This is a genomic window from Paenibacillus sp. GD4 (genome assembly GCF_030846225.1).
In the GTDB taxonomy this organism is placed as follows: Bacteria; Bacillota; Bacilli; order Paenibacillales; family NBRC-103111; genus Paenibacillus_G; species Paenibacillus_G silviterrae.
The window spans coordinates 208,956-224,712 of sequence record NZ_JAVCYK010000002.1 but is presented as its reverse complement, the minus strand read 5'-3'; the positions used below and the strand labels follow the sequence as shown (position 1 = coordinate 224,712).

At 51.9% G+C, this 15,757-nt stretch carries 13 protein-coding genes; 7 read left to right on the top strand and 6 right to left on the bottom strand.

Features of this window, described 5'->3' with window-relative positions; genetic code table 11:
- Nucleotides 1-22: 22 nt before the first annotated feature.
- The 5 genes from RAC89_RS24285 to RAC89_RS24265 all read right to left on the bottom strand — a co-directional run bounded on the left by RAC89_RS24285 (nucleotide 23) and on the right by RAC89_RS24265 (nucleotide 5,379).
- Nucleotides 23-853, bottom strand: a complete 831-nt coding sequence (locus RAC89_RS24285) for a carbohydrate ABC transporter permease (RefSeq protein ID WP_373430054.1) — start codon at nucleotides 851-853, stop codon at nucleotides 23-25.
- The gene (locus RAC89_RS24280; protein WP_306617756.1) at nucleotides 850-1,782 is read right to left on the bottom strand and encodes a carbohydrate ABC transporter permease; all 933 of its coding nucleotides are present in this window, start codon (nucleotides 1,780-1,782) and stop codon (nucleotides 850-852) included. Before RAC89_RS24280 ends, RAC89_RS24285 begins: the two co-directional genes overlap by 4 nt.
- Before the next feature lie 60 nt (nucleotides 1,783-1,842).
- Nucleotides 1,843-3,189 (bottom strand): ABC transporter substrate-binding protein, encoded by a 1,347-nt coding sequence (locus RAC89_RS24275; RefSeq protein ID WP_373430103.1) that lies wholly within the window; start codon nucleotides 3,187-3,189, stop codon nucleotides 1,843-1,845.
- 160 nt (nucleotides 3,190-3,349) lie between these two features.
- On the bottom strand, nucleotides 3,350-4,210 hold the full coding sequence (locus tag RAC89_RS24270; RefSeq protein ID WP_306616325.1) for a MurR/RpiR family transcriptional regulator: 861 nt from the start codon (nucleotides 4,208-4,210) through the stop codon (nucleotides 3,350-3,352).
- Between the two features lie 35 nt (nucleotides 4,211-4,245).
- Nucleotides 4,246-5,379, bottom strand: a complete 1,134-nt coding sequence (locus RAC89_RS24265) for a mandelate racemase/muconate lactonizing enzyme family protein (RefSeq protein ID WP_306616324.1) — start codon at nucleotides 5,377-5,379, stop codon at nucleotides 4,246-4,248.
- A 297-nt stretch (nucleotides 5,380-5,676) separates the two neighbouring features.
- Between RAC89_RS24265 and RAC89_RS24260 the strand changes: the two genes are divergently transcribed.
- Nucleotides 5,677-6,615, top strand: a complete 939-nt coding sequence (locus RAC89_RS24260; protein ID WP_306616323.1) for a DUF4434 domain-containing protein — start codon at nucleotides 5,677-5,679, stop codon at nucleotides 6,613-6,615.
- 191 nt (nucleotides 6,616-6,806) lie between these two features.
- On the opposite strand, the gene RAC89_RS24255 is transcribed toward RAC89_RS24260, so the two are convergent.
- A complete protein-coding gene (locus tag RAC89_RS24255) occupies nucleotides 6,807-7,883 on the bottom strand; it encodes a glycoside hydrolase family protein (protein ID WP_306616322.1) in 1,077 nt (358 codons plus the stop codon).
- 167 nt (nucleotides 7,884-8,050) lie between these two features.
- On the opposite strand from RAC89_RS24255, the gene RAC89_RS24250 reads away from it, so the two are divergent.
- From RAC89_RS24250 to RAC89_RS24225, 6 genes are all read left to right on the top strand, one after another.
- Nucleotides 8,051-10,330: a helix-turn-helix domain-containing protein gene (locus tag RAC89_RS24250; RefSeq protein WP_306616321.1), complete on the top strand. Its 2,280-nt coding sequence runs from the start codon at nucleotides 8,051-8,053 to the stop codon at nucleotides 10,328-10,330.
- 192 nt (nucleotides 10,331-10,522) lie between these two features.
- Entirely contained in the window at nucleotides 10,523-11,470 is a 948-nt protein-coding gene (locus tag RAC89_RS24245; RefSeq protein ID WP_306616320.1) for an ABC transporter permease, read from the top strand.
- Nucleotides 11,471-11,510: 40 nt separating this feature from the next.
- Entirely contained in the window at nucleotides 11,511-12,386 is an 876-nt protein-coding gene (locus tag RAC89_RS24240) for a carbohydrate ABC transporter permease (RefSeq protein ID WP_306616319.1), read from the top strand.
- A 70-nt stretch (nucleotides 12,387-12,456) separates the two neighbouring features.
- Nucleotides 12,457-14,046: an extracellular solute-binding protein gene (locus RAC89_RS24235; RefSeq protein WP_306616318.1), complete on the top strand. Its 1,590-nt coding sequence runs from the start codon at nucleotides 12,457-12,459 to the stop codon at nucleotides 14,044-14,046.
- A gap of 38 nt (nucleotides 14,047-14,084) precedes the next feature.
- Complete coding sequence (locus RAC89_RS24230; RefSeq protein WP_306616317.1) at nucleotides 14,085-14,987, top strand: Gfo/Idh/MocA family protein; 903 nt, start codon at nucleotides 14,085-14,087, stop codon at nucleotides 14,985-14,987.
- A 130-nt stretch (nucleotides 14,988-15,117) separates the two neighbouring features.
- Nucleotides 15,118-15,753 (top strand): bifunctional 4-hydroxy-2-oxoglutarate aldolase/2-dehydro-3-deoxy-phosphogluconate aldolase, encoded by a 636-nt coding sequence (locus RAC89_RS24225; protein WP_306616316.1) that lies wholly within the window; start codon nucleotides 15,118-15,120, stop codon nucleotides 15,751-15,753.
- Nucleotides 15,754-15,757 lie beyond the last annotated feature (4 nt).

Sequence of the window (15,757 nt, the reverse complement as noted above, 5' to 3'; positions counted from 1 at the left end):
CTCCATATAGGGAATGAATGCATCATTTAAAGCCCGTTAAGGTAATTCCTTGAATAAATTGACGTTGAACGAAAAAATACAAAACGATAATAGGTACCGTGAATAAAGTCGATGCCGCCATCAGCAGCCCCCAGGATACCTTGTACTCTCCTATAAAAGCCCGCAGCCCGACAGACAAGGTCCATTTGTCCGGATCGTTCAAATAAATCAAGGGCCCCAGAAAATCTCCCCAAGCATGCAGGAAGGTAAAGAGCGCTACAGTATAGAGCGCAGGCCTGGACAAGGGAAGAATGAGCTGCCAGTAGATGCGGAACTCGGAGGCACCGTCCATTTTGGCCGATTCCGTGAGCTCGTAGGGAATGCCCAAAAAAAACTGACGGAGCAGAAAAATATAAAATGCGGAACCGAAAAAGTTCGGCAGGATGAGCGGCCAGTAGGTGTCCAGCATTTCCATTTGATTGAACATGACGTATACCGGCACCATTGTAACTTGAAAAGGAAGGATCATCGTCGCCATCATGATGAAGAACAATGTATTTCTGCCCTTGAACGATATCCTTGAGAAGCCGTAGGCGACGAGCGGAGAGGATAGAAATTGGCCAGTCGCCGACAAAAGACAGATGAACAACGTGTTCCATGTATAACGAACGAAAGGAATTTGTCCGACCGCCGAGGCATAATTGGACCACTGTAGCGACTCGGGCCACCAGACCGTCGGAATGGCGAAGATTTCCTGCTCCGACTTCACGGAGGTCAGGAACAGCCAGACGAAGGGACCGAGAAACAACAGGCCGGTCAAGCCTAGAGATACATGCCGGAAGAGAATACCGCGCACCCGCCGGATCGGCATCATTTTTCACCTCCGTAGTACACCCAACGTGCGGATGAGCGGAAGATCAGCAGGGTCAAGCCCAGCACCACAACGAATAAGATCCATGCCATGCTGGAGGCATACCCCATGTTGAGAAAGGAAAACGCGCTCTGGTACAAATAGATGGCGTAAAACAGAAGGGAATTCTCCGGCCCCCCGACCGATTGTGAAGCCTCAGCGAATATAAGACCCTGTGTGAAAAATTGAAACGATCCGATGAGGCCCATGATCAGGAGAAACAGCGTTACCGGTGAAATGGCCGGCAGCGTTATATGCCGAAACTTGCGAAACGCACCGGCTCCGTCGATTTCTGCAGCTTCGTAATATACCTTCGGTACATCCTGTAGCGCCGCAAGATACATCACCGTCGTCGTACCGGTTCCCCAGAAGCCCATCAAAATAATGGCCGGCTTCGTCCAGAACGGGTCTACCAGCCAGTTCGGCTCGGGCAAGCCTAAGGAACCGAGCAGTTGATTAACAATGCCGTATTGCGCGTTAAGCAGCCACATCCAAAGCAGCGAGCCTGCAACGGCGGGAACCAGAGTAGGCAGAAAGTAGATCGTCCGGTAAAGAGACTGTCCTCGCACGCTCATGTTTAACAGCAGCGCCATGGCCAGAGCGAAGGCCAGATGGGGAACGAGACCCAGCACCGTAATGTAGACCGTATTATACAAGGACAGATAGAACTTCTCGTCGGCGAAGAGCTCCTGGTAATTTTTCATTCCGACCCATTTGGGAGATGAGAACAGATTGTATTCCGATAAGCTGTAGTAAAAGGACATGACGATAGGATACAGCTGGAAGATGAGAAAACCGGCAATCCAGGGGCTTATAAAAAGCATGCCCGTCACAAAGGCTCTTCTCTTTCTGCGACGGATGCCGACCGTGGGGGACGCAGCCGCCATAGCCATCAACCTCCGATTCACGGGAGTCATAGAGAGGCTCGGGTTCGGGCCTCTCGCACCCGGTCATTATTTTTTCGCCTTATCGGCGAGCGGCTGAATCTTGCTGACTACTTTATCCATCGCTTCCTTAGGGGATTGCTGCCCCTTCAGTGCCTTCTCCGTTTCCTCCGTCAACGACTGAAGGTACTCATTGATATAGACACTGTTCGGGAAGCCTTGCAATGTCCGGCTCTTGGCTCTGTCATAGAAACTCGTCATGACGCCCAGCTTCTCATTGTTACGCAGCCTCGGATCATCCAAAGCTTTGTATAGGCTCGGAATCGTCTTGGATTCAATGGAGAACTCCACTTGGGAGTCCTGTCCCATCAAGTACTTCATGAACTCCCACGCTTCGTCCTGGTTCTTCGCCTTTTTCGGAATGAACACGGCCCGTGGTCCGACCATACCGGAGCCCTTCAAATCAGGACGATCCGCCGGATACGGAAATGGAGCGATTCCAATCGGCCCATCCGGCTTCCGCTCCTCCGTGAAGTTGTACTCCCAGCCGATCATCATGCCGAGCTTTCCGGTTAACAGGGGATCGTTCGGGGTTCCCCTTTGGCCCATTCCGGAACGGAACTTTCCGATTTGATCGGCTCCGAACTCCTCGTAGAACTTGCGCTGGTAAGCGATAGCCTTGACATTAGCGTCCTGATTGGCCGTGATTTTACCGTTCGCATCCACCCAGGAGCCACCGAAAATTACAGGCCAGAATACATTATCAATCCATGGGTAATCCGGGATAAAGCCGATTTGCCCCATATTGCCGCTCGCGTCCTTCTTCGTCAGCTTCTTGGCCGTCTCGAACAGCTCCTCAAGCGTCTCCGGCGGCTTCGTTATGCCCGCTTCCTGAAATGCCCTCTTGTTATACATAAGCGTGCTTGCCATACTTACAGTAAACGGAAGTCCGTAATACTGGCCATTCACCTTCATTCTTTCGATCGCAGCAGGTAGAAACTCCGAGGTTTGGTAATTGTCCTTCTTGAAAAAATGCTCGAGGGAGAGAATAGCCCCGGCATCCGCCCAGGGACCGATGTTGTTCCAGTAGGTTAATGCGACATCCGGGGGATTTCCTCCGGAAATGGCGGTTAATTGCTTTGTAGCGTCTTGATTTCCAAGCACCTTCACATGTATTTTGTCCTGGCTTTTGTTAAATGCTTCTACACGAGCTTCGATAGGACCTGAATCTTTCTCTGTCCATACGTGCCAAAAGGTGATTTCCTTTTTCTCCCTCGAGGCTTCGGCAGCAGCCGGTTTGGCTCTAGTCTCCTGCCCCTCCACAGCCTTTGAATCCGAGGAACATCCTGCCAAAACGGAGAGCAGCGCCGTCATGATAGCCAAGGCGACCTTCCCCGTTTGGTTCCATGCCATCATCTCCATGAATCCATTTCCCCTTCCGCTGAAGTCGAGTGCCTTCACCGAGACTGACTAATGCTGTAACAGAAAAAAATCCCTCCTTTCGCTGTATAATATTACTATACAACAAAATGGAGGATTTATCCTCTTTTTATTTATTATTTGGAGAATATATTTTTTAATACAATTTATCGATCACTGCCTTAGCCGTTTTTTCAATAGCGGCCGCTGTCGTTTCGCTATGCTTTAGAGCGACCGCTGTCGAAAGAATGTCCAGCAGATGAATCTGCGCCAGTTTCGATGAGAATGCCCCGCCTTGCAAAGGAGTTTCCTTCGAAGCGGCCAGAAGAATCGCGTGCGCATACTGGGTGATAGGGGAGCGGGCATGGTTTGTTAAACAGATAATCGTCGCCCCATTGGCAGCGGCTAAGCTTATCGCGTCAACGAGATCCTTCGTGCTCCCCGAAGTCGATATGCCCACGACGACATCATCCGGTCCTGCCAGCGCGCAGCTCATAGCAATCAGGTGAGCATCGATCGCACTGTTCACTTGAAATCCAAGACGCATAAAGCGGTAATGTGCATCCAAAGCGGTAAATCCCGAAGAACCGACTCCGAAGAAATGGATTTTCTTTTTGGTCACCAGCGCATCAACCGCTTTTTCCAGCTCCTGATGCTGCAGCAACCCCATCGTATCCTTCAGCGCTTGTGTGTTGGTTGCCGTGATCTTCAGTGCAATGTCCGCGATGGTATCCCCTTTCTTGGGCAGACCGTGCACCTCCTCCACGCTGCTGGCCAAATCCTGCGCAACCGCAAGCTTGAATTCCTGAAAACCGCGAAATCCAAGCTTGCGGCAAAATCGCAGCACCGTCGTTTCGCCAGTGTCTGCCATCTCCGCCAGATCGGTGACGGAGCTGTACACGACCTTCTCCTTCTCCTGGAGAACGACATCGGCGACCTTCTTCTCCGTCTTGGTCAGGAAATTATAGTTGCTTTCGATCCAAAGAATAGCTTTGCTCCCCGTGGATTGTAAACTCATCAATATTCACCCCAAGCCTTTATGTTTAGTGAAGTTTAGCGGCGCTGATCACCATAGTGGTTGAGCTTATCGGCATCGATCCGGCATCCGAGTCCCGTCCGATCTTCGGGTAAGATTACCTCCCCCTCTGTGACGGGCCACTCCCCTTCCACTGGGTCGTCGGCCAGAAAGAATGGCCCGTTGAGATCCACCGGCTCCGCTATCTCCAGATACTTAAATAAATGCGCCGATGCGGTGAAACCCAGCTTGGACTCCGTCAGCCCCCCTCCAAGCAAGCCGAGTCCGGCTTCTCTTGCCAGCTCGCCGCACAGCTTCGCATTGCGCAGACCGCCCATCTTGGTCAGCTTAATCACCACCGTATCGCAAGCCTCGGTGCGAATCGCCTCCAGCAGGCCGGACGGCGACCAAATGCTCTCGTCCAGCGCGATAGGGATTGAAGTCTTGCCTCGCAGCTCCCGATGCGCAGTCAATTGACCTGCCTGCATCGGCTGTTCGAAGACGTCCACACCAATCCGCTCCATCTGTCTTGCCAGAGCTGCCGCTTGCTTCAAGGTATAGGCTTGATTCGCATCCACCCTAAAGAATAAGTCAGGTGCTTCCTGTTTCACAGCTTCAAGAATCTCCACGTCTCGAAGCTTATGTAAGCCGATTTTTACATCGACGCCCCGATAGCCTTGAGCCTTAGCTTCCCTTGCCTTTTGAGCCGCCTGCGCCGGGCTATCGGTAGATATTAAGTAAGACAGGTACAGCGGGCTTGCGGGAACGGACTGCCACAATGCTGCGAGGGGGAGCTGCCGGGATTGCGCAAGGAGGTCGTGAAGCGCCGTATCTACGGCAGCCCTTGCTATGGGATGTCCTGGATGCATGCTTCCTGCAAGCTCCTTGTCCATCAATCGGTGAAGGCGGTTTATGTCCTCTGCCCCCTGATCAAGCAGCCTCGGCTTCCAATAGCTTTCGATCGCCGCGATAACGGTTTCGGGCGTTTCATAGCTCCAGCGGGGACTGGGTCTGGCCTCCCCCCAGCCGGATATGCCGTTGCTCCCCGTGATGCGGACATAAATATGAGGTGCCCCTGACGCGGTCGAGCCGACGGATCCACCCGAAATCACGAAGTTTTGTTTCATTGGCAAACGAAGGGAAATTACGTCAATTGCAGAAATAGTAAGCATTCACGAGCCTCCTATGTGCTTTTCCTTTAAGTATACTACACAAGCTAGAGAGAATCTCCATCATATCATTATTTAAAGGGAGTTTTTCTCCTTTTTGTATTTACACAGCTTCTTAGCCGCTCTATAATGGATATATTATCCATAATTAACTGGAATAAAGGATAATAACTCCATTAATTAATGATGGTAAGTTAGAGAGGGGATGTTTCACTTGCACCGAACGGACACCTTGGAAAACGAGCAAGTCGACCCGTGTCGTCAGGCATTGCAATTTCACGCTTCGGCAGGGCGCACCCTATGAAGCGAATAACCGGCAGCTGGTTTGATTTTTATCACTGCAACCCCTACGAGGGTGATACTTGGAATGCCGCCACGCAGCAGTTCAGCGTTAATGATTGGGATGCCAAAATCGCCGAAATGGCTGAAGCTGGAATGGACACCTTAATTCTGCTGAGTGTCGCCCTGCACGGCAAGGCATTCTATCCTTCCGATGTCATGCCCCTGCGGTGGGATATGCTGTGCCCCGACCCGCTGGAGGCTGTTCTTACGGCGGGAGACCGGCTTGGCCTTTCCATTTATTTAGGGCTGGGCTTCTTCACTACACCGATTATGGGAAGCTTGTCCTTGGAAGGAGACCCATCTCCGATCGCCCGTGAGATGGCTAAGGAATTGGCGAGCCGATACGGCCGGCATACGTCCTTTGCAGGCTGGTATTTGCCAGTGGAAGCGGCGATTTACGGAGGCTATTTCCCAGAAAATTATATTTACTATGCTAATCAAATGTCCGATTTTCTGCGTGCATTAGGTCCGTCCAAGGTGCTCATTGCCCCTTATGGCACACGCTCGGTGAAGGGAGACAGCGCCTTCATCACGCAGCTGCGTTTCTTGGATGTCGATTATATTGCCTATCAGGATGAAATCGGAGTGAGCCGTACGACCTTCGAGGCGGTTCGCGAAACGTTCCTCCGGCTGCGCGAAGCCCATGATCTGGCCGATAAGCCCCTGTGGGCCGACATCGAGCTCTTCCGCTTCCAGGGGAAGGTGCTCTATCCTGGATCCGTAGAGCGCATCATCCGTCAGATCGAAGTAGTCTCACCGCTTGTGGACAAAACGCTTTGTTACCAATACCATGGTCTGATGAACAAGCCCGGAAGCAAGGCACATGCCGGACATGAGTCCTCTATCGAACTGTATCAAGGGTATATGGATTATGTGAGAAGCAAGGGACTGTTGTAGCAGTGCAATCCAGCGCTTGGAGCGTTTTACTCTGCATCCTGGCACTCCCTAGGTTTTCAAAAAAGGCTTGCCCCTAACAGGTACTATCCTACGTTAGGAGCAAGCCTTTTCCATTCAACGTTACATCGCCTGCCGAAATCCTGACATGAAACACTCCATCACTGAGCTGGCGATACCCGCCGTAGACGCCTTCAGTTCCCTCCATAATAGGATTCGTCCAGCATCATATAAGCTAAAACTCCTGCGAAGGTAGCTGCTTTACGGAACGTTGTGCTTACAGGAGAGCGATCCGCAGGAGCCTCCACTGCCGCAGCCGGAGTGAACAGGCCTGTTCCTTCCCGCTCCAGCCTCTCCTCCGCCCACTCTAGCCGTTTGCTAACGTATTCCTTGGCTCCGGGCAAATGAGGAAAACGCGATAAGGCCAAATCAATTTCCCAAACCTGAGTCCAATTCCGGCACCACCATGGGGCTTCGTTCCCTTCACCCGGACCTGCCTGCAGCTCGCGGAGTATGACTTTGGCTGCCTGGCCCGCTGTGCGCTCCCATTCCGCTTGAAGCGGCTCCGGCAGGATCCGCATCGCCGTGACGGCAAACCCGACGATAATCGCCTGATAGCTTACGCTATTGCCCATGCCTACACGTCCGTCCCACAGCTCCGTATAAGGCCACCAGCCCTGCTCATGCTGACCGAAGCGACTGATCAAATGCTCAAACACCGATACGGTTGCACGGCGATACTCCTCCTTCTGCGTTAACTCGAACGCCCTTGCAAGCGAATGGGCAGCATACATGTCGCCGTTCAGCACGTCATGCCCCAGGGCATTCGAGTTCTTGTAGAACGCTCCCGGATGCAGCGGCACTGCTTGCGTCAGCAAATACCGGGCGGAGCGAAGCAGGCTTTCCTTAGCCTCTCCTGAACCCGCGGTTCGGTGAACCCAATAAAGACTGTTCGCTACCGCTCCCACCTCCGCAAGATCCACCGTATCCGGTTCCCCCTTCTTCACGTAGAAGGGTTGACCGAAGGCACCGTCTGGAAGCTGTCTTCGGGCTACATCCTGTGCAAGCCGGCGGGCCACCACCAAACCGTCGCCTCCGTGCAAGACTTGATCCAGCACATAAAAAGCCGCCGCTTCCCCCGTGGTACAGCAGCTTGCTGCACGGGCCAGCTCCGTATCGTACAGGCTTAACGAACCATCCGGCATTTCTTCCAACAAACGATCAAAATAAGGCCGAAGCTTGTGTACAATCGAAGAAACGATCCTTTTCAACAAAATTACCTCCTACCCATGAAAGAATAACATTAACACTATATCATATATTGGAGGATATTTCCTCTTTATATTTCATTATTGGAGTTTCATTCCATCAAAGATTCTTGACATCCTGGCACGAGGGGGGCTAGGATTATTTTACATCTCATACATGGGGGGATAAGATGCGATTGGAGATTCCATGGCTTCGGCCGTTATCTTTTAAAAGAAAGCTGTTTCTGTATTCCATCGTTATCAGCCTTATCCCCGTTATTCTTGTCGGCAACTTTTCCTCACTAATTGCAGCTGACATGATTCAAACGGAGATTGATCGCAACCATCAGCTGATCCTCAAGGAAGTGGAAACGCAGGTGGACGCCTTCTGGTCCGCCATGGATAAGGCAAGCATCCAGCTTTCCAATCACCAGGTTCTGGAGCAATCCGTAACTGCAGGCCCTTCCGCCAAAACCTTCGACCTTATGCATGAAATGGTCGACGTCATCCAAAAGCAGCGCAGCGTTTCCACCGTACCCTACGATGTTTCCATCATCTTCCTTCAATATGGAAAAGTTTATCATACCAAGCTCGGCTTCATCGACTTGGCTGAATTCCCTTACCGCTCGGTAGTGGATCGCATTCCGCCTTACTTCCGATCCGAAATGTTCCCGCCGAACACGTACCCGGGCCAAGAGGAGCTTCTGTTTCTCCGACCTGTTCCCCTGTTCTCGGACTCCCGCGGCAACGGCATTCTGATGCTGCATATTCATAAAGATAAGCTGGAGTCGTTCGCCGCCCACGCCCCACTCGGAGGCGGTCGGAAGCTGTATGTATTCGATGAGAAGGGCACCGTCCTCATAAGCGGTGTAGGCACGGAAATCGGCAATCGGCAGGATCCTCTGTTTTCCGAGCTAAACAAGTGGAAGGAGAATCACGTCAACGAGGTTATGTGGAATGGCGAGAGGTATCAGATGACCTCCCATTACTCCCTCGCCAACCGGTGGACTTATTTGGCACTAACCCCGAAGGAAGAATTGACCCGGCAAGCGAACTGGATTCAAACCCTCACTTGGGGCGTCATCGTGCTGTTTGCCACTGTGTGGGTTTATGTCGCCAAAATGGGCTCCGTCAGGCTTTACGGTCCGCTGCAGCGCTTATTGCACCGGGCCGGCGCAACCGGTAAGCCGGAGATGCCATTCACAGGTGACGAATGGAGTACACTGGGCTCATGGGCGGATCATATCGTTAAAACAAATGAAAGTTTACATCGGAAGCTGCAGGAACAAACGCCCTATATCAAAGAAACGTTCGTTCAACAGCTCCTTAGAGGAGAAATCTCTAACCATGAGTTCGGAGAAAAGCAGCGCGCACTGGGCATCGAGCTTCCCGGTCCCCGCTATGCCGTGATTCTTGTGGAAGTCGACGATTACGGCTCCTTCCAAAGCGAATACCGTGAGAAGGATCGTTCGCTAATGATGTATGCCCTTCGCAAGCTGTCGGAGGAGCACTTTTCAGACCGTTTTCCATCTCTCTCCTGCATTTCCATGCCGGGGCAAATTGCCTTAATCGTTTGCTTGGCTCAAGGAGAGGAACCGTGGAATGAGCTGCTTCAAACGGCGGAGTGGCTCCGGGAAACGACCAGGCAGCACTTTCAATTCACGGTTACGATTGCCTGCAGCACTCCGGTCTTGACCTTCAAGCAGTGCAGCGACGCGTATCAGGACGCCAGGGAGCTGCTCGGTTATCGGCTGTTGACCGGACACGGTCAGCTGCTCACGCCCGAGAAGGTCGAGCCTTCGGTGAAGCAATTCGGAAGCGAGCTGGTGAAGGGCGAACGGCAAATCATTGATGCTGTTCTTCAAGGGGATACTCAGAAGGCTTCCTCCAGCCTCCGTCTTTGGGTTGATGAAATATCCATGCATGCCGCCAATGCGGAGGCCGTGCTCGGACAGTTGGCTCACTTGATTGGGGAACTGATCATCCAGCTTCAAGAACGGGGTCTAAATCCGGCCGAAGCGTTCGGTGATGATCCGTATCGGAGACTTTACTCCGCCACCTCTCTCCATGAGCTTTGCCTTTGGCTGGAGACGGCGCTTTTCCCCGAGATAGCAGCCCGAATGGATGAGCTTCTCATTGACAAACAGGAACGTATCGCAGGAGATATGATCCGATACATCCAGCGTCAATATGACACGGACATCTCCCTGCAGGCAATGTCGGAGCAGTTCGGCTTATCCTCTTCTCAGCTGAGCCGTATGTTTAAAGAAAAAACCGGCATGAACTTCATCGATTACTTGATCGAATATCGGATGGAAAGAGCCAAGGAATGGCTTGCCCAAACGGACATGCCGATAAAGGAAATTGCCGGCCGGCTTCGTTATACCTCCGTTCCGAATTTCACTCGTATTTTCAAGCAGATCGTCCATCTGCCCCCGGGCGAATACCGCAAACAGCAAAGACAACCATAAACCAAGGCCCTGCCTCTTGTAGAAACAACGGTGAGCAGGGCTTTTTGCCGTTGCTTTTAAGCCCTCTTATCTTTATTTGCACACCCTTATCCTTTCTTATTCTGCAGTAAAAATAGAAAATTGCCGCTGAAGACAGACTGCCGGATAATGACCTTACCACAATCACATCAACCCTTGAAGGGAGGCTTGCCATTGAAAAAAACGCCTCAACTCTTTCTTTCTGACCCACGGCGAAGCAAGCTGCTCTGGCCGCGGATATGGAAGGATCGTTACTTGCTGTTGCTTGGGCTCCCCGGGCTATTGTTTTTCCTTCTTTTTAAATATGTCCCGATGCTTGGTCTTTATATGGCATTCGTCGACTTCAGCCCGTTTATGGGAATCTGGGAAAGTCCGTGGGCAGGCCTGCAGCATTTCGAACGGATCTTCGAGGACAAAGAAATCGTTCGCGTCTTATGGAACACGCTAAGCATTTCGTTCCTGCAGATCTTCTTTGCTTTCCCGGTCCCGATCCTTCTAGCCTTAATGCTCAATGAGCTTCGCAATCAAGTGTACAAACGAATCATTCAGTCCGTCATCTATCTCCCCCACTTCCTGTCTTGGGTCGTCGTCATCGGGATCTGCATTCTCTTCTTGAGGGGGGACGGACTGATTAACGATCTGCTGCATCAGTGGTTCGGATGGGAGGCCGTACCTTTTCTTACAAACGCTTCGTACTTCAAGCCTCTTGTTGTACTTCAGGTGATCTGGAAGGAAGCCGGCTGGGGGACGATCATTTTTCTTGCCGCCCTTGCCGGGGTCAACCCGCAATTGTATGAGGCGGCCGTAATGGACGGTGCGGGACGCTTCCGCCAAATGTGGCACATCACGCTGCCTGCGATACGCAGTACGATCGTAATCCTGCTGATCCTGCGTCTCGGACATGTGCTGGACAGCGGCTTCGAGCAGATTTTTCTCATGATCAATCCGTTCAACATGGAGGCTGGGAACGTCCTCGATACGTATGTCTTTTACAAAGGAATTCAGCAATCGGATTACAGCTTTGCTACCGCCGTCGGACTGTTTAAGGGTTCCATCGGCTTGATCCTGGTCATGTCAGCCAACTATGCAGCCAAACGGTTCGGAGAAGACGGTATTTACTAATCCCATCGAAGCTTCGCCGAAAAGGAGGATTTGGACCAATATGCACAAACGTACGCTAGGAAACTATGCGATTGACGGCATCAATGTCGTACTGCTTGCTCTCATCGCAATCGTCATGATCATACCTTTCTGGTATGTGCTGGCGGTTTCCTTTGCCTCCTACAAGGAATTTCTTGAATCGGAGATCATATGGTTCCCGCGAGAATGGGTGCTGAGCGCCTACGATTATATTTTCGCTTCCTCGTCCTTTGTCCGTTCCGTCGGGGTGACAAGCTATGTGACGGTTATGGGGACTCTGGTGAATCTGGCCTTCACATCCACGTTCGCTTACTCCTTAGCACGCCCTGTCTTCGGACAAAGACCCGTTCTCCTGCTGGTTCTGTTTACACTGCTGTTCTCGGCAGGCATGATCCCCTCATACCTTGTCGTGAAAGAGCTCGGGCTCATCGATTCCTTGTGGTCGCTTATTTTACCGGTGGCCATCAGCCCGTTTAACCTTATTGTGATGAGACAGTTTTTCCTCAGCATTCCTGCCGAGCTTCATGAAGCAGCCGTCATTGACGGTGCCAACGAGATTCAGTCATTCATAAAAATCATATTGCCTTTATCCAAGCCTTCTATGGCCGCCTTCGCCTTATTCTATGCGGTGGCGCATTGGAACAATTATTTTACCGGCATACTCTATCTCAATTCTCCGGAGAAATGGCCGATACAAGTGATCCTGCGGCAAATTGTCGTTGTGGGCGAAGCGCAAAACACGCTTGGAGGAGGACAAAATCTGCTGGAACATGCCCCGCCGGCGGAAACGATTCAAATGGCCGCCATTATCGTGGCAACAGCTCCGATCCTGATCGTTTATCCGTTCCTGCAAAAGCATTTCGCCAAGGGGGTGATGCTGGGTTCGGTCAAAGGCTGACTGCCATCCCCCTATCACTTGATTGCCCGATAAGAAGAAGGTAACATCCATATTAGAGGAGGGATCGTCCATGAACAAGACCTGGAAATCCGTCATTTCCGCCGGCCTAGCGACGGCTGTCGCCGTTAGTGCGGCAGCCTGCAGCAGCACCTCGCCATCTCCTGAGAAAAAGAATGACGCTCAGCAGGCAACCCCTCAGGAGGACAAGCAAAAGCATACCATCACCATGATCGATTACCGTTATAACGCCGTTCCTCCGTCCAACGGCAAAGGCATTGAGATGATTAACGAAAAGTTCAATGTCGATTTCAAGCCGACCTACGCCGTACGATCGGATTACGATCAGAAGCTAAGCGCTATCATAGCTTCCGGGGAAATTCCGGATATCATCGTAATGGAAGCTCCCGACTCCAATTTTTACAAGTGGGCGAAGCAAGGCGCTTTCCTGCCGTTAAATGAATACACGGATAAATACGATACCTTGAAGCTGATCCCGGAGAACGTAAAGAAAGCGGTCACGGTCAACGGGAAGCTATACGCCGTGCAGAAGTATCTAACGGAAAATTACCAGCTCACTCCTGTCATTCGGAAGGATTGGCTCGATAAGCTCGGACTTGAGGTTCCGAAAAACTATGATGAGCTGAAAAAGGTCGCACTGGCCTTCACCAAGAATGATCCTGACGGCAACGGCAAAGATGACACCTACGGCATTGCCATGTCCCAAAACATTAACCCCCACTTCGGGATGGGTGCCTACTGGGATTTCGAGGCATGGTATCACAAGCGGAACGACGGGCAATATATTCCCGGCATCATCTCCAATGCCCGAAAGGAGCATATCACTTGGCTTGCCGATCTGTATAAGGAAGGCGCGATCACCAAGGACTTCGCTCTCTTGAATTGGGCTCAAACCAACAAGGAGTTCTACTCCGGCAAAGCAGGCATTTTCATCGGTACCCCGCGGGGAATGAACCCAACCTTCATGCAGGGTCTGGTGGAAATCGTTCCTAAGGCCGATATTGTTCCGATTCCGCCTTTCAAGGCACCGGACGGCTCCCAAGGCTTCGTATCCTCCCCCGGCTATTACGGGATGGTAATGCTGAGTGCCAAGCTGGCCAAGGAGCCCGCCAAGGTAAAGAAAATTATGGATATGATCAATTATGGACGCAAATTTCTTCCATTTGAGCAAAGAAATGCGTCAAACACCGATTTTGATTGGATCAATGGCAAGGAAGGCCAAGGCTACAAGCTTGTGAACGGCAATATTCAGAGGGAGCCTGAGGAAAAGGGCTTAGCGCCGTTTAACTATTTGCCGGACAACCGGATGTGGGCTCCGAATGACGCAGCCAACAATTATTCCAAGGAATATACCGTTCCTCTACTGCAGAAACTCGCCGGTGACCTGGAGAAAATGCACTCCGAGACGAAGCATTACGTGAATCCGGTCTTCTCCGTCTTCTCGGAAACTCGTGCAATCAAGGATTCCGAGTTGTACAAATACTTGTACACGGAACAAACCAAGATGATTTTCGGGGAGAAGCCGGTCTCCGACTGGGACAAAATGGTGAAGGAATGGTCTGAGAAGGGCGGCGAACAGATCATCAAGGAAGTGAACGAAGCCCTGAAGGAAAGCGGCGCTACAGCTCCTTTGTGGAAATGACAGCATGATCCGGGCAAAACCATGTTAAGGAGGCCGTTATGAACAGGACGCTTGAAATTGGAATGATTGGACTTGACACCTCCCATGCTACCGCTTTTACCGAATTGCTTAACGACATAGAACATCCGTATCACGTCCCAGGCGGGCAAGTCGTCTGCGCCTATCCCGGCGGCTCACCGGATGTCTCCTTCGAGTACGGCCGCCTCGATTCCCATGCCCGAATCGTGCAAGAGCAATACGGCGTGGAGATCAAGCAATCCATCGAGGAAGTTGCCTCGGAAGTAGACGCCATTCTCCTGGAATCCGCTGACGGCCGTGTCCATTGGGAGCAGTTCACCCGGTTGGCTCCTTTCGGTAAGCCAATCTTTATCGACAAGCCGCTGGCCGTTTCCTTGGAGGATGCCCTGAAGATCCGGCGTCTGGCGAAAGAGTATCATGTACCGGTAATGAGCTCATCTGCCCTTCGGTATTCGTCGGGTTTGCATAAGGTGCTGTCCAGCACCGAGGAAGCCGTCTCCGGCGTCAGCTGTTATGGCCCGATGTACATAGAGCCCTCCCAGCCCGGCTATTTCTGGTACGGTATTCATACGGCGGAGATGCTGTTCCGCATCATGGGCCCCGGCTGTCGGGAGGTGACTGTACATGCGGGAGGAGATCATGATCAAATCATCGGAGCATGGAATGACGGACGCATCGGTACCATTCGGGGCTTCCGCAGCGGCGTCATGGGGTTCGGTGCTCTGCTGCATCGGGAGCGCCATACCGAGCTCATTGATACTACGAAGGATGAACAGCCCTTCTATGCCGGTTTACTGGAGAAAGTCATAAAGTTTTTCGCCACAGGGATCCCCGATGTACCATTGGACGAAACGTTGGAAATCATCCGTTTCATCGAAGCGGCGAACGATAGTGTGAAGTCCGGCAAAACGGTTACCTTGTAAACCAGATATGGTCCTCTCCCTGGTCAAAGTTCGGAATCAAGCGCCCTGACCAGGGAGAGGTTTCTTTTGTCCGCTGACATAGTATAATAGAGTCTGAATCGATAAGCTGACTGAAGCGGAGGTTTGTTGGGTGAATCGTGAACAAGGATTAGCGTTAATCGAGCAGGCACGTATTATTGCCATTCTGCGGGGCGTTGGGCCAGAGCACATTGAAGCGGTTGCGCAGGCACTGCTCGATGGCGGTGTTCCCGTCATGGAGGTCACGTTGAATACCCCTGGAGCCGAAGAAATGATAGGGCTGCTCCAGGAAAAATTCGGCGATAGAATGTATATCGGAGCCGGTACCGTGTTAGACTTGAAGGATGCAGAGCGTGCGCTGGAGGCTGGAGCAGGCTATCTTGTGACACCGAACACAGATGAAGAGGTCATCCGTTTCGCAGCGGAACGCGGCATTCCGATCTTCCCCGGAGCGATGACGCCTACGGAGGTCGTCAAAGCGTGGAAGGCAGGAGCGACGGCGATCAAAATTTTTCCGGGAGCCAGCCTGGGTATCGGGTACATTAAAGAGCTGATGGGACCGCTGAACCATATCCCTATGGTAGCCGTAGGCGGTGTGAACGAGGACAATATCGCAGAATTTCTGCGTATCGGTTGTTATGGCGTCGGCATCGGCGGTTCGCTGGTAAACCTGAAGGAAATTAACGCAGGCAATTACGGCTGGGTGAAGGACAAGGCCGCCAGATTAGTATCCGGCAGCCGACAATAAAACT